A 15129-nucleotide genomic window follows, 5' to 3' on the forward strand; every position below is an offset into this window, starting at 1 on the left:
TTTTGGGAAGGGCAACAGCCTCTACCATCAGTATTTCGCTTGCACGAAATACAAGCGCTTGGAATCCCGAGCTTCTAAGTCCCTAGAAGACGTAAATTTGCTGAAAATCCGCTAACCTTCTCTATCCGTGGTATACATCCGCGACCTTACTCTGCCTGATTTCCCGTTGCTGCTCGCGCCCATGGAGGACGTGTCGGACCCGCCGTTTCGGGCCGTGTGCAAAGCCAACGGAGCCGATTTAATGTACACCGAGTTTATTTCCTCGGAAGGCCTCATCCGGGACGCCGCCAAGAGCCGCAAAAAGCTCGACGTGTTCGACTATGAGCGGCCCATCGGCATCCAGTTGTTCGGCTCCGACGTGGAGACGATGGGCGAGTGTGCGCGCATCAGCACCCTGGCCGGCCCCGACCTCATCGACATCAACTACGGCTGCCCGGTGAAGCAGGTGGCGTGCCGCGGTGCCGGCGCGGCCCTGTTGCGCGACGTACCGAAGATGGTGGAAATGACCTCAGCCGTGGTGAAAGCTACGCACCTACCCGTGACCGTGAAAACTCGCCTCGGCTGGGACGATGCCACCAAGAACGTAGAGGATGTAGCCGAACGCCTACAGGATATTGGTATAGAAGCGCTTACCGTACACGGCCGCACCCGCGTGCAGATGTATAAAGGCGACGCCGACTGGCGCCTGATTGCCAAAATCAAAGAGAACCCCCGCATTCGGATTCCTATCTTCGGCAACGGCGACATTGACTCGCCGCAAAAAGCCGTGGAGTACAAAAACCGCTACGGCGTAGATGGCGTCATGATTGGGCGGGCCAGCATTGGTTACCCCTGGATATTCCGGGAGGTGAAGCACTACGTGGCAACCGGCGAGCTACTGGCGCCCCCCACCGTGGAGGAACGTGTGAATATGTGCCGCATGCACTTCGATAAGAGCATCGAATGGAAAGGGCAGCGCGTGGGCATCTTCGAGATGCGCCGCCACTACGCCCAGTACTTCCGCGGCCTCGAAGGCGCCAAAAGCTGGCGCATGCGCCTCGTTGAAACCGACTCGGTGGAAGAAGTCCACTCCATTCTCGACGAAATAATTGCTGCCGAGCCCGTTTTGGTGGGGTAATTGTTTTGTCTCTGTCGTTGGGGCACGCCAGACCAGACTGGTGTGCCTTTACGGCTTTTTGCGCCGCTACTCTTGTATGTCTACCACTCCCGCCCCAGCCGTAACGGCTGCCCCTAGCACTCCACCCGTAGCGCCCCCACCCCCCGTTAAGATTCCGGCTTCGGCTTGGGGACTGCTTGTTATCCTGGCCAGCATTTGGGGCACTTCCTTTATTCTGATGAAGAAGGGCCTGGTGGTGTTCTCGGCACTAGAGCTAGGAGCGGCGCGTGTGAGTGTAGCGGCGCTGCTGTTGCTGCCGTTCGCGCTGAAGCACCTTGGCAAAGTAGATCGGGGCCGCTTTAAATGGCTGCTGCTAAGCGGCGTAGTGGGCACCCTGATTCCGGCGTTTCTGTTTGCGTACGCTGAAACCCGGCTGGCCTCTGGGTTGGCGGGTGTGCTCAATGCGCTTACTGTGGTGTTCACCTTGGTAGTGGGCGCCGCTTTGTTCGGGCAGAAACTGACGGGGTTACGGGTGCTCGGTATTACACTGGGCCTGGTGGGCACGGTGGTACTAATGCTGCTGGGCGGCAGCGGCGGGGCGGCCACCCCTTCCGGCGAAGGCAACGCCTGGTACGGGCTCTACATCGTGCTGGCTACGCTTGGCTACGGGTTCAGCGTGAACATCATCAAGCACCATTTCCATGGCATTCCGGCGGTAGCCGTCACTAGTTTGCTGCTTTTCTTTATTGGCGGACCAGCCTTGGCATTCTTGCTGGTGGGCACCGATTTTCTGTCGAAGCTGGCTACGGTGCCGGGCGCGTGGCCGGCCTTCGGGTACATTGCGCTACTAGCTACCATGAGTACAGCGGTGGCAATGGTGCTCTTCAATAAGCTCATCCAAAGCTCCACCGCTCTCTTCGCGTCTTCTAATACCTACCTGATTCCAGTGGTAGCACTTGGCTGGGGGTTGCTCGATGGCGAAGATTTCAACCTGTGGCATCTGCTTGGCATGGGCATCATCCTGCTCAGCGTAGCCATCATTCACCGGGCCAAGTAAACTGCGCGTTGTCGGTGTTCTTGCAGTAAACCGACAACCAACACTCAACCCTGCGCCCTAGGGTTCCACCACTTCTGGGCCTGCAACTTTAGCCGGCCACCCAGCAGAGAGTGGAAGCTAGAACGCCACCTGCAACCCGAATTGCACCCACTTGTGCGTGCGGCCCCCATCGAATTCCGGCGACACCCACACGGCAGAAGTTTCCAGGCGCACCCCCTCAAAGCCCAGCCCCAGCGTACCTGTCCCACGAGCTACCGTGCGGTGCACGGCGCTGGCTGGCAACGTATACGGATTGTCTTGGCGGAAAAGTCCACCCTGCAACGTAGCGTTGTAGCCAAGTACACGGCCCTCCACTTGCCCTTCCGCGTACAGTTGCGCCCGGCGCTGCCCCCTCCGACCGGCCCGGCCAGCTACGCCCAAGTTGCGGAAATACGGATTCAGCAGCCCGACCCGCAGGCGGCTCCCGGCTCCGGCATAGGTTTGTAACGTGCCCAACGAGGCTTGCGCTGAACCAACAAGCTCCACTCCACGTCCTAGGGTCAGCAGTTGTTTTTCCAGCTTTGCCTCATAGCCTAGCACTAGGTCGTTCTGAATCTGGTAGTCCCAGCCGCGGGGTGTAGGCGCATCCAGCAATTCGTGCAGCTTGGTTTGGAATCCTTTGGCTCCGGCCGCCGGCCCAATAACGCCCACGTTTAGCGCGGTAGTCAACCGAAAACGCCGCGTGGGGTGATTCACCACCCGAAACAGGTCGGCGTAGATGTAGGAGGCATAAGGCCGGTCATTCAAGCGAATAAACGCATCCTGAATGCGCAACGGGGTGAAGCCGTCGTAGTGCAGTTTGATGCCATGATAGCGGGTACTGCTCACGGGCACCGGCCCCAGTATCCGGTTGACTGGCGAATGACCCAGCCCAGGCAGCACCACGAGCAGCGTCATGCCTTGCGTGAAATAGTAGTCGGTTCGGAAAAAGGCATCGTTGGCGAAGGTGTACGCCACTAGGCGGTCGGGGCTAGTCTGGCTGCTATCGGGGCGTTGCGCTTGCGTAGTAGCTAAACTAAATAAGAGCAGGAAAAGCCCGCAGAAGTAGCGCATCAGAGAAGTGAACAACGTATGCCGTTACCTACGCACCTGCTTCCTGAGCAGCCTTACCTGTAAGCAAGTTTAATGGCTGCGGTAATGCATGCTCTTCCCGCCTGGGTGCAGCCCGCAGTTGAGTGAATAGCCCACGGATAGATGGCCGTCCGAGGTTTCGCAGCTTTCCGAGGAGGCAACGACTGCCCTTACGCCACCAGCTTGAGGATGCCTGCTACTTCTTCCAGCTCGCGGCGTTCCAACAAATTAGCCAACAGCAGGTCTAGTTGCTGGCGCATATCGTCGTTGAGGCGGCTGAAGCCCAGCAAGCGCACGGCTGCCAAGTAGGCCGCCTCACGCGGGAGAGTGAAGCTCTGCTCCACCACAGTATACAAGGCACGGGTTAGCTCTTCGGGGGCCACCAAGGACAGCTTGCGCGAAATAGCAGGCAAGCTACTCCGGTCGCGGAGCGGGGGTTGCTGCATGGTAGTTTCCCACAAGAAGTCGCCCTGCCGACGCACATATTTCAGGTTGACCGCCAGCAAGGCTGCATCCTGCCCCACCTTGCGCATCCGAGAGCCTACCTGCGTGGCCCCACTCGCCTGCGCCAGCCGACGAGTAGCTTCCTCGATGTGCACCGGGCTTTCAACACGCACGATGGTAGCCAGCCAATTAGCTAGCTGACTCAGGCCATGCTGATGCAATTCCAAGCGCCCGACTGCGGCCGGAAGCTGAGCTAGCTGATACGGTTCAGCCACGGTTGCAGCCACAGCGGACGGCTCTTCGCGGGCAATACCGCTGGGCGTTGTTTCACTGGCCGCAAGCCGTTCCTCTACCTCCTGGGGCTCTTGCGAAACACGGCGCGCTTGCTTGATGGCGTGCACCGCACGTTCCGTTTCGCGGGCCGGGTCCCGAAACCAATCGGTGCTCCAGATGCGGTGCAGCTGCCAGCCCACGTTTTCGAGCACGGTCTGGCGCAGCCGGTCCCGGTCGCGGGCCGAGCGGGCGGTGTGGTACATGGCCCCGTCGCACTCGATGCCGAGCAGGTAGCGCCCCGGGTGGTCGGGGTCTACTACCGCCAAATCGATGTAGAAGCCCTGACTGCCTACCTGCGGATGCAACTGGTAGCCCCGAGCCGTGAGGGCGGCGTGCACCACTTCCTCGAACGGCGACTCCATAACCCGGTTGGTTGCCTCGTTTTGGTTGAGGCGGCCATGCTGGGCGAACTCAAGGAAAGCTTTGAGAGCCGCCACCCCTTTGGATTGCGTGCGGCTTAGGTCGAGGTCGGCGGCGGTGAGGTTGGTGAAGACTTCGCAGCGCTGCTTGGCCCGCGTAATCAGCACGTTGAGGCGCCGCTCGCCACCGTCGCCGTTCAGGGGGCCGAAGCTCATGGTCAGGTACCCGTCTTTGGTGCGCCCGTAGCCGATGCTGATGAAGATAACGTCTCGCTCGTCGCCCTGCACGTTTTCGAGGTTCTTCACAAAAAACGGCTCGTGCGGGTGCCCGTTGAAAAACACTTCGGTTTCGGGCTGCTGGCGACGCAGCTTTTCCAGCGCATCCTGAATAGCCTGGCGTTGGGCAGTGCTAAACGCCACCACCCCTAGCGTCAGGTGAGGCTTGGTGCGGGCATGCTCTACCACGGCCGCTGCCACCGCCTGCGCCTCCAACGGATTGGTGCGGGTGGTGCCACGCTCATAGTAGGATTCGGGCAGATGCCGATACCCCAACCCTAGTTCTCCCGCACTGCCCGGGCTTGGGAAAATCACCAGTTTGTCGTCGTAGAACAGATGATTGGAGGCGGCAATCAAGGACTGGTGCAGGCTGCGGTAGTGCCAGCGTAGCATCTGCTCGGGCATCTGGCGGGCCTTGCATAGCTCCAGAATGCTCTGGATATCAGCTGTTACGTTTTCCTCGTTGATTTCTTCGTCGCTGCCCGTCAGAGAATCGAAGAACGAAGTAGGAGGCAGCTGCCGCGAGTCGCCAACTACTACCAGCTGCCGGCCGCGGGCAATGGCGCCCAAGGCATCGACGGGCTTCACCTGGCTGGCTTCATCGAACACCACCAAGTCGAACTCCACGGCACCCGGCGGCAGGTAGCTGGCCACCGACAGCGGCGACATCATAAACACGGGCTTGATGGCCTGAATAGCTCGCCCTGCTTGCTGAAGCAGCTTACGTAGCGGCAAATGCCCACGCTTGCGCGCAAACTCATTGCGGAGCAGCAGCATCTGGCCGCCGGCTTGGAGGTTGGGGAGTTGCTCGTGGTGCTGGCTCATGGCCCGCACCCGGTTGTGGTGCAGGCTATCCACATCGGCTTGACGGAAATGGGCCAGAACCTCCTGGTGGCTGGCCCGCTCGAACTGGCGCAAAGCCGGGTGCAGCTCGAAGGCCTGTTTTTGCAGAAACTCCAACCACGTTTGCCGAACTGCCAGTGTTAAACATTGGCTGGCTGGCTCCCACCGCTCGGCCAGTACCACTAATTCGGGCAGGCCATCAGTGCGTACGGTAGCGGCCACGTTGTTCCACTCAACAGCGAGGCGCACGGCCGGCACATCGGCAGCCCAGGCAGCCACACTAACTTGCTGTTGCTCAAACGAGTGAAACTGCAGCCGCCCATCGGGCCCGAAGCGGCGCGCCTCGTTCAAGTGTAGCGCATCAACTACCGCTTGCACGGCCGTACGTTGCCGAGCCAGGGCCGCTTCCAGAGCTGCTACCAGCTGCGGTAGGGCCTCTGGGCTGCGGTATCCTGGTTGCTGGGCCGCGGCGCTTTTTTCCTCGGCTAGCGCTACCCTGCTTCCTGGCAACGGCTCCAGAAAATCGGCACCGGTACGCTGGACGGTATGCGGGCCCGAGCTACCAGTATGATTTGGGGCGCTTGCTCCTGCTAGGTAGGTCCATAGGGCAGCAGGCAGCTCACCCCGGCTGATACGCTCGTGGGTGAGAGCGAGGTATTCCTGTGTTTTGGCGAGAGCCTGCCAATCGGAACGCTCTTTTTGCCAGGCGGGCCCGAACAGTTGCTGCGCTAATGGAGTGGCTGCCTCTATTGTTTCCAGGTGGCGCGCCGCTTCATGAATAGCATCAATAACCGACACTACCACCGTAGTTTCTTGGGGGAGCGTTTCTCGCCACACCCGTTGCAGTTGCTTTCGGGCACGACGGTAGTCGCCACTCAGGAAATTCCACCACTTGTCGCCATAGGAAAGCAAGGCGGCTCGTTCCGCTGCCAACTGCTGGCCCCAAGCCTCGGGCAGGAGGGTTGGGTCGTGCGCCTGACGCAGCTTGGTATAGGCCGCTCCTGCGCCTATAGCCTCCGCTAAGCGCCCAGCATGTGTCTGCCATTTGAAATCGGATGGGGCCACGCCCAATAAGGGCGGGGCCAGCTGCGCGTGCCGGGCGGCGGGCAGCAGTAGTTCAGCGGCCGTCCTTTCAATGGGGCTGGGCAGGCCCAAGTGGTGCGCGAGGGTTTGCGAAGCAGCTTGAAGTTCTGCTACGGCCGCGCTGGCTTCGCGCAGGTACCTGATTAAGGCATCTTGCTCGGGAGGCAGCAGCACGGTTAGTTCGCTGCCCCAAAACAGCATGCGGTGCGGCACTCCTATTTTCTTCAGCGTGGCCTGTACCCGATCGGCTAGAGCTTCGGCGTGGGCGGCGGCGGTATCGGTCCAGGTCGCCAGGGCCGCAAACGCCAAGCGGGGCAACTCTACGCTGCCAGCCTTCGAGCGCAGCCGCAACAGTTCGCCGGCTACCTGCTGGGCAGTTCGCCGGCTGCGGCCGATGGGTGCATTCACGGCTAGGGCGTAGTCGTTGAGAGTGGCGCGGTAGCGTGGCAGCTGCGCTATCTGGTCTTCTAAGGCGGTGGCCGGAGCCGGCCGGCCTAAGCTCAACGTAGCTTTTAGCTCGTCGTGCAGGGCTTTCTTGTTGGCCTTGTGGCTGTGCAATTCCAAACAGGCGGCCCCCAGGCCCATGCTGTCGAGGCGGCGCTTTACCACTTCCAGCGCCGCCATCTTCTCGGCAACAAACAGCACCTTTTTGCCGGCCCCAATAGCTTCCGCCAGCACGTTGGCAATAGTCTGCGACTTGCCGGTACCCGGCGGGCCCTGCACCACTAGGTTGCGCCCCTCGTGCACCGCCAGCAGCGCTAACAGTTGCGACGAATCGGCATCCAGCACTTGGTGCAGCTCATGAGCCGGGCTTTCGGTGTCGAGAAAAGCTTCTTCCCCAACAGTAGGTGGGGCGTCCTGAAAACCGGTGTCGGGGCCGAGCAGCGCCTTGATGGCGGCGTGGTCGAGCAGCGTGGCGCCGGTGGGCCAGGTGGTGGGGTCCAAATCGCGGTAGAGCATGAACTTACTGAACGAGAAAAAGCTCAGCACCACCTTGTCGGGCACCACTTGCCAGCGGGGCATGCCGGCTATGGCCGCGGCTACGGCCGCTAGATACGCCGCCACCCCAGTTTCCTCGTCTAGTTCGGGCAGGGGGATGTGCAGCCCGAAACTAGCGCGCAGCTTGGCCTGCAACGACAAATTCCCTTCCACCTCGGCCCCGGTATGGCGCAGCTTGAACCGTTCGGCGGCTGTGCCGCGCTCCAACAGCACCGGCAGCAGCACCAACGGCGCATAGCGCGGCTCCTCGCTGCTAGCCGTTTCATACCATACCAGCTGGCCTACCGCCAAGTACAGAATATTTACTCCCTGCTCTTCTAAACTGGTTCGGGCGGTGTAGTACGTGTTCAGCAGGCGCCTTTCCAGCGCTGGTAGCGGCTCGGCAGTTTGCAGCTTGTTGTCGGTGAGGGCGGCGTGGCGCTCGGCCTCGGTGGGCAGCAAGAGTGGGGCTTCGGTTAGGTAAGAGCGGAGGGCTGGCAGCTCGTCGTGGGCACCCAGGACCTTGGGGGAACTGGCGCTCTTGGCGGGTGCGGCCTGGAAATACATGGTTTTGCCTTGCCGCACCAGCACGTCGTACACCGCTGCGGCCTCCTCTTGCACCACTGCAACACCCTGCGCCTTGGACAGCCGAAAGTTTAGTAGCGGGTTGCGCAGGCCCAAGTCTAGCAACTCCTGGCGAGAAGCTTCGAGGCGAGCAGCAAGAACTGATTCGGTGGACATACTAGGCTAAAAAACAAGTGAAAGCAGCAGGCCTATCCAGCCCACTCTACACGACAAACCCGCCACCTGAACCAGGTAGCGGGCTTGTGCGAAAGGCCATATACAATGCACCACTTAGCGCCCGGTCGGCATGTGTTTCAGCCGCAGCTTGCTGTGCTTGTAGCCGTAGTTGAAGTACAGCGCCAGCCCGATAATAAGCCAGCCGAAAAACAGCAGCCAGTTGTTTACCCCCAACTGCGTCATCAGATAGAGGTTAGTTAGCAAACCCAGCGTGGGCAACAACGAGAGGCGCTTGCGGAACGACAGCCACGCCAGCGCGAGACAAAACAGCAGGAACACCAGCATGGGAATATAATGACGAGCTTCTTCGTAGCCCCCACTCAGCGCTTTCTGAAACTCCTGAATACCAGCTTGGTTGTAGGTAACTACCAATGCCACCCCCACCAGCATCAGGAGCGGCACCAGAAATTGCCCGTTGATGTAGGGCACCTTGAAACGAGCATCCGAGTTACCATACGGGTCAATTACCAGGATGCCGCCGCATACTAGCGCGAAGGCGAACAGCGTGCCGATGCTGGTTAGGTCGATAACCAGATCCATGTTGAGGAGCATCGCCGGCACGCCCACAAAGAAGCCCGTAACGATGGTGCTGAACGAAGGCGTGTGGAACCGGGGGTGCACGCGGGCAAACACCGGCGGCAGCAGACCGTCGCGGCTCATGGTCATCCAGATACGGGGCTGCCCAATTTGGAACACCAGCAGCACCGACGCCATGGCAAAGATGGCACTCACCGCCACGACGCCGGCCAGCCAGTTCAACCCTACTTTCTGAAACACAAACGCCAGCGGGTCGCCCACTCCTAGCTCGCTGTAGCTCACCATCCCCGTCAGTACCAGCGTGATAATCACATAGAGTACCGTGCAGATAATGAGGGCGTAAATCATAGCTCGGGGCAAGTCCCGCTGCGGATTTTTGCACTCCTCGGCGGTGGTGGAAATGGCATCGAAACCGATGTACGCAAAGAACACTGCCGACACGCCTTTGAGCACGCCCCCCACGCCGTTCGGCGCGAAAGGACTCCGTTCGGCGCGAAAGGACTCCAGTTGGCCGGATTGATATAAAACACGCCCACCCCAATAACGGTGGCCACCACAATCAGCTTGAGTAGTACCAGCAGGTTGGAAGCGTTTTTCGACTCCTTGATACCGATGTAGACCACTGCCGTGATGAGTAGGGTGATAAGGCCCGCTGGCAAATCAATTACCAACCGCAACCCGCCTGGCAGCTGTGGCGCAGCGGCCCAGGCCTGATAGCCAGCCAGCTGCGTAGGCGTAGCATCAGCCAGGGGCTTGCTGGCCTGCATCAGCTCCAGCACTTCGTTGTAGTGTTTGTGGGCGCTTTGCATGCCCATGGTCAGCCAGATGGGAATATGCACGCCAATTCCGTCCATGAGCCCGGTAAAGTAGTCGGACCAGGATATAGCCACCACGATGTTGCCAACGGCGTATTCCATGATGAGGGCCCACCCAATAATCCAGGCCGCCAGCTCGCCAAACGAAGCGTAGGCGTAGGTATAGGCCGAGCCACTAACGGGAATAGTAGCAGCAAACTGCGCGTAGCACAACGCCGAGAAAGCGCAAGCCACCGCCGTGAACACGAACAACAACGACACGGCCGGACCACCGTCGTGGGAGGCATTGCCGATGGTGCTGAAGATACCGGCCCCGATAACAGCCGCAATGCCCAGCGCCGTTAGGTCGCGGACGGTGAGGTGCCGGGCCAGGCCGCCCCCGGTGGAATGACCGTCCGCGTCGGCGGGCGGATTGAGCAACAGGTCGTCGAGGTTTTTGCGACGAAAAAGGCCGGTCAGGCGGCTAGGAGGAAGGGGGGTAGACAAAGCAGGATAATGGTTGAGAGGGCAAAAGATACAGAATAATGCCGGGCGGCTGCACAGCCTGCTAGCAGATCAACTCCCACTCCTTGAGTGGGAAGGATGGCTAGATAGGTGGAAGTTGTTTACTATCAGTTTGAATTCCGGCCTGGTTTTTCGGTACATTTCCTTGAGCTACGTGTGGAATTTAAGTGCCGCTGTCATCTAGTAGCTATACTTACTCTTGTTTCTTATGGCCTTCTCTGTTCCTTCGCCCTGCCCCAAGTCCTGGTCCGCCATGACGCCCACCGCCGACGGCCGCCACTGCGGTAGCTGCCAACACGAGGTAGTTGATTTCTCCCGCATGACCGAGCCCGAAGTAGTGGCCTGGCTGGCGCGCCCTGCTGCTGGCACCATCTGCGGATACTTCCGAGCCGGGCAGTTTGCGGCCCCTACCCCTACCCCGCGCTGGCGCCGCTGGCTGGTAGCTGCCGTAACGTTGCTGGGCGTAGAGCCAGTGCTTACCGCCTGCCAGACTACCGCCCCCGCCAACTCAACGTCCACCGGCGCCACCGAGCAAGCCGACACTCACGCCGACGCCCCCAAAGGCCAAGTGACCATCCGGGGCCGCGTTCTGGACGATTCCACCGGCACGGGCATAGCCGGCGCCGAACTATTCATCGGTGACACGCCGTATGGTGCCGTAACCGATGAGCAAGGCAACTTCAGCTTCACCATGCTCAGTGCCTGGTCGGCGGTGGCACAGAACACCATCCAACTGCGCGTACAGGGCAGCCCATTCGTGCACAAGCAGCAAGTGGTACCCGTAACTGTTTCGCCGGCTCCCGCTCCGCTTACGGTGCGCCTCGAATCGGTACCTGGCCGGGGCCAGATCATGGGCAAAATTGTGCGGCACGAACCACCACAAAAGCCCCCGCTGAACTAAACACCCGTTGCGCGTGGTGCCCTTACGCTTCTGTTGGGGCACCGCGGTGCCACCTATTTTATCTGGCTTGTGTGGAATCCGGTGGGGCCCGGCATCAAAGAGGTGAACCTACCACCAACCCGATGTCTGCCCCTACCACCCTTTTCGTTCCGCAGCCCTGCCATGAGAACTGGGCCGCCATGACTCCCGCGGCGCAAGGTCGCCATTGCGCCGCCTGCAACAAAGTGGTAATCGACTTCACGCAGAAGACCGACGCCGAGATTTTGGCGTTGCTACAGCACACCAGTGCACCATGTGGCCGGTTTCGGGAAGACCAGTTGCAGCGGCCGTTGCTTGTACCGCCAGTTCCTGCGCCCCGCTGGAAGGTGTGGGTGGCGGCCATGGCAACTATATTAGGACTGCGAGAGGTTAGCCCCACCGCCACCTACGCAAAACAGTCTACGCTCGTCGGTGTTCAGCCCAACTTGCCCGGTATAGCACCAGCCAGTGAGGGGCAGATTTTAGCAGCAACAACTGCCCCCGATTCGGTGGCCACTGTTGTAATCAGGGGCCGAGTTATGGATGCTCAAAGCCACGACTCTTTACCGGGCATCACGGTAATGGTAAAAAACACAACACTTGGCGTTTCAACTAAAGCTGATGGTTCGTTTGAGCTAGTTCTACCTGCTGATTTCGACCGGAAAACGCCCCTGTTGCTCGTATGTAGTTTTGTCGGCTACATAAGGCAAGAACTGGCTATTTACCCAGAGGCGCCTACTTTACTCACTATAGCCCTTGTGCCTGACTTCCAGCAACTAAGCGGGGAACTGATTGTTGTGGGCGGCATTTCTCGGAAGCCTTGGCCTTGGCACCCACGAACTTTGTGGTACCAGCTGACGCGACCATTTCGGCAGTAAGCCGTAAACCTTTCTGCCTCCAAAATCCTTATTCGGGGGTATGAAGAACTTGCTGCTTACCACTCTTATCCTGCTATTCACGGCCTCTGGCTGCTCGCTCAAACCCACCAACAAGCACGACGTGTATGCGGAGCGCGCCCAGTTGCCGCAAGAAGAAGCCGTCCATAAGCAAAACTCGTTGGAGTGGTGGTACTTCACTGGGCATCTGAAAGACAAAGCTACCGGCGAGACTTTTGGAGTGGAATACGTCTTTTTCCATTTCAACGTCACGGGCAAAAAGGACTGGCAGATGGTCAACTTCGCCCTTACTGACCCGCAACAGAAGCAGTTCCGCTATGATTACAAGGTGGAACGCTTGCCCCAGCTGCTAGCTCCTACGCTCCCCCTCAATCTGGCTACCGACAAGAAAGCTCAGCACTGGACCCTCACGGGTCAAGAAGGCCGCTACCACCTGCAAGCCCGCATGGCCGCCCACCCCGACCAAGCCATCAACCTCACCACTGCGCCCGCCAAACCCGTGCTTCTGCATAGCGGCACCGGCTACGAAAAGTACGGTCCCACCGCTACAGCTGGCTATTATAGCTACCCCCGTCTCACGGCCACGGGTACCATGGAAATAGGCGGCAAAACGCGGCAAGTGGAAGGTGAGCTGTGGTACGACCGGCAGTGGAATTGCAACAGCGTGACCACCAAAGACCTGGGTTGGGACTGGTTTAGCGTGCAGCTCGATGAGCCTCGCGAAGAAATCATGGCGTATCAGCTCTACAACAAAGCCACCGGCCAGCACATTGGAGGCGGCTCACATTATAGCGCACAGGCGCAGAACAACCACCTCAACGAGTCCGACTTCCAGCTGGAAACCACCGACTACTGGACCAGCCCGCATTCCAAGCTGCGTTACCCCAGCAAGTGGCGCCTGCGCATTCCCAGCCAGGGCTACGACCTCACCATCACGCCCGTCATGCCCGACCAGGAGCTGACGCTCAAACTGTTTGCGGGCATCAAGATGCACTACTGGGAAGGCATGTGCCGAGTAGAAGGCACGCACAATGGCAAACGCGTAACCGGCAACAGCTATGTGGAAATAACCAACCGCAATGAGGCCAAGAAAGCCAAGGAAGCCGCCGAAACAATTACTGCCAAAGAATAAGAAGCGCCCTTACTGCTTGCGGTTTATACAGCAAACAGCCCGCCTCTCTGCACAGGAGAAGCGGGCTGTTTGCTGTATGAAACTACAGACTACAGTATTCTATTGCACCACAAGGCGTCCACTGTATTGCAAACCAGCCGGATCCGTTGCGCGCAGCAAGTAGGTACCGGGCACCAGGTCTGCCACCGAAACCTGGGTGACGGCGGCAGCAGCAACCGTAATATTCTGCCGGACAGCGCGCCCCAACGCGTCAGCTAGCACGACCTTGGTGCCAACAGGTAGTCCCGACAAACGCAGAACTTCGGTGGCCGGATTTGGGCTGAAAGCCAATTTGCGCCAGCCACCACTGGCGGTTGTTGACAATGGCTGCGCAGCAAGCTTCGCCACAAACGGAGTGTATCCGCTAATCGTATGCGCGCCAAATGTGGCTTGCCCGATACTTGTACCAGTCACATACACCTGCCCAATTACATCTACCCCCACGCCGGAGCCCGTGTCAGGATTGGTACCACCCGCCTGCTGGGCCCAGCGCAAGTCACCTTGCGTGCTGTAGCACGTTATAAAGATATCCGAACCGCCTTGGCTGGTTAAAGTAGTACCGACATCCAATAAGGTAGAGCCTTCGAACTGGCCCGTTATATAAGCATCACCGGCAGGCGTAACCGCCAAGCTTTTAGCGGTAGCGTACTGACTGCCACCAATGGTACGCGCCCACTGGGTTGATCCGTTCGGGTCGAACTTCACCAAATAACCAGTACCCTGCCCTGAGGCGGCGAGAGCCAGCGAACCAAACGCGGTGGTGCCCTCATACTCTCCTGCCATATACGTGTTACCTGCTGCATCCAAGCTTACCGCATGTGGTGTAGCTTTCGTGGAGCCAGTGCTTTGTCGAGCCCATTGCAGATTGCCAGCGGCATCGAAATGCGCTACAAATATTTGGCCCTGCGTGCTAGAAGCCTGCAAAGTAGTGCCTTGCAGATTAAGGCTGCCGTCAAAGTTTCCACACAGGACGGCATTGCCAGCGGCATCAACTGCCACAGCGGTAGATCCTCCACCGTACTGCGAGGTCGAAGGGTTGGTTGTTAGTTGTCCCTGGCGCACCCAAGCTACGTCTCCGTTAGCCGCTAGCTTCAGCAGCACAGGCACTTCCCGCGAAGCAGTGCTACTTAAAGTGGTAGTACCTACTGTAGCCGTACCACGTAAGCCGCCGGCTACATAACTATTGCCAGCAGCATCTACGGCAACCCCACTGCCCGTCATTGTATCCTCGTTATCGAGCGGGCCGCCGTAGCTACGCGCCCACAATACGGTACCGTTTGCATCATAGCGCGCAACAAATAAGTCATTGCTGATAATAGAGGCTCCCTGCAAGGTGGTTGTAGCATCGAAAACAGCTGCGTGCTGCAGGGTACCCGCAATGGTTACAGTACCGGCCGCGTCCACTGCTACGCCATTTATATGTTCCGACCGGATGCCCGCTATCTGCCGTGCCCATAGCACAGCGCCTTGCGCATCTAGTTTCGCCAAGAAACCGTCCCCTTCGCTGCTATTTGCAGGGCTAGTGAACGTGGAGCTTCCAAACTGTGCCGTGCCCAGAAAACCGCCAATTACATACGTGTTGCCAGCAGCATCGGTGGTGGAAGTTCGCAAGCCTGTAGTTCCCACACTGAACCGCTGCACCTGCTGCCAAGCCAACGGTGTTTGTTGAGCGAAAGCCGATATACTACTTGTTAATAACCCCGCTACTACCGCCCCACCAAAAGTGGAAAATACCTTCATAGGTAAACATGAAAAATGATGAATAAAAACACGTAGGATAACTCAACAATCGGGCCGACTAAGCTTGAATAGCTGATCTCAACCAAGCGTTGATTTCCACTTCGAAACCACTTGTAAGCATGCTCTACCCCATGAGGATCAAACACAGCAAGTTGTGGTTGCAAGAC

8 protein-coding genes and 1 pseudogene are annotated in these 15129 nt (G+C 59.0%); 5 read left to right on the top strand and 4 right to left on the bottom strand.

The window, feature by feature from the left end:
• Positions 1-127: 127 nt before the first annotated feature.
• Entirely contained in the window at positions 128-1117 is a 990-nt protein-coding gene (gene dusB, locus MTX78_RS21745) for a tRNA dihydrouridine synthase DusB (protein ID WP_243798291.1), read from the top strand.
• Positions 1118-1193: 76 nt separating this feature from the next.
• Complete coding sequence (locus MTX78_RS21750; protein ID WP_243798292.1) at positions 1194-2153, top strand: DMT family transporter; 960 nt, start codon at positions 1194-1196, stop codon at positions 2151-2153.
• 117 nt (positions 2154-2270) lie between these two features.
• Here the strand turns inward: MTX78_RS21750 and MTX78_RS21755 are convergent, their stop codons facing one another.
• From MTX78_RS21755 to MTX78_RS21765, 3 genes and pseudogenes are all read right to left on the bottom strand, one after another.
• Complete coding sequence (locus MTX78_RS21755) at positions 2271-3245, bottom strand: lipid A deacylase LpxR family protein (protein ID WP_243798294.1); 975 nt, start codon at positions 3243-3245, stop codon at positions 2271-2273.
• Positions 3246-3433: 188 nt separating this feature from the next.
• Positions 3434-8320, bottom strand: coding sequence for a DUF3320 domain-containing protein (locus tag MTX78_RS21760; protein ID WP_243798295.1), 4887 nt, complete (start codon positions 8318-8320; stop codon positions 3434-3436).
• A 114-nt stretch (positions 8321-8434) separates the two neighbouring features.
• Positions 8435-10155 (bottom strand): annotated as a pseudogene (locus MTX78_RS21765) (amino acid permease).
• A gap of 289 nt (positions 10156-10444) precedes the next feature.
• Between MTX78_RS21765 and MTX78_RS21770 the strand changes: the two are divergent.
• From MTX78_RS21770 to MTX78_RS21780, 3 genes are all read left to right on the top strand, one after another.
• Positions 10445-11137, top strand: a complete 693-nt coding sequence (locus MTX78_RS21770; RefSeq protein WP_243798297.1) for a carboxypeptidase regulatory-like domain-containing protein — start codon at positions 10445-10447, stop codon at positions 11135-11137.
• Between the two features lie 122 nt (positions 11138-11259).
• Positions 11260-12033 carry a carboxypeptidase-like regulatory domain-containing protein gene (locus MTX78_RS21775; RefSeq protein WP_243798299.1) on the top strand — a complete coding sequence of 258 codons (774 nt, stop codon included), beginning with the start codon at positions 11260-11262 and terminating at the stop codon, positions 12031-12033.
• A 40-nt stretch (positions 12034-12073) separates the two neighbouring features.
• The gene (locus MTX78_RS21780; RefSeq protein WP_243798300.1) at positions 12074-13183 is read left to right on the top strand and encodes a lipocalin family protein; all 1110 of its coding nucleotides are present in this window, start codon (positions 12074-12076) and stop codon (positions 13181-13183) included.
• Between the two features lie 99 nt (positions 13184-13282).
• Here the strand turns inward: MTX78_RS21780 and MTX78_RS21785 are convergent, their stop codons facing one another.
• On the bottom strand, positions 13283-14962 hold the full coding sequence (locus MTX78_RS21785; protein WP_243798301.1) for a T9SS type A sorting domain-containing protein: 1680 nt from the start codon (positions 14960-14962) through the stop codon (positions 13283-13285).
• Positions 14963-15129 lie beyond the last annotated feature (167 nt).

Source organism: Hymenobacter tibetensis (genome assembly GCF_022827545.1).
Taxonomy (GTDB): Bacteria; Bacteroidota; Bacteroidia; order Cytophagales; family Hymenobacteraceae; genus Hymenobacter; species Hymenobacter tibetensis.

What these genes read in the sequence shown, in the direction of transcription:
- MTX78_RS21750 (WP_243798292.1), top strand. Translation starts at nt 1,194, where the DNA reads ATGTCTACCACTCCCGCCCCAGCCGTAACGGCTGCCCCTAGCACTCCA.
- MTX78_RS21755 (WP_243798294.1), bottom strand. Translation starts at nt 3,245, where the DNA reads ATGCGCTACTTCTGCGGGCTTTTCCTGCTCTTATTTAGTTTAGCTACT.
- MTX78_RS21760 (WP_243798295.1), bottom strand. Translation starts at nt 8,320, where the DNA reads ATGTCCACCGAATCAGTTCTTGCTGCTCGCCTCGAAGCTTCTCGCCAG.
- MTX78_RS21770 (WP_243798297.1), top strand. Translation starts at nt 10,445, where the DNA reads ATGGCCTTCTCTGTTCCTTCGCCCTGCCCCAAGTCCTGGTCCGCCATG.
- MTX78_RS21775 (WP_243798299.1), top strand. Translation starts at nt 11,260, where the DNA reads ATGTCTGCCCCTACCACCCTTTTCGTTCCGCAGCCCTGCCATGAGAAC.
- MTX78_RS21780 (WP_243798300.1), top strand. Translation starts at nt 12,074, where the DNA reads ATGAAGAACTTGCTGCTTACCACTCTTATCCTGCTATTCACGGCCTCT.
- MTX78_RS21785 (WP_243798301.1), bottom strand. Translation starts at nt 14,962, where the DNA reads ATGAAGGTATTTTCCACTTTTGGTGGGGCGGTAGTAGCGGGGTTATTA.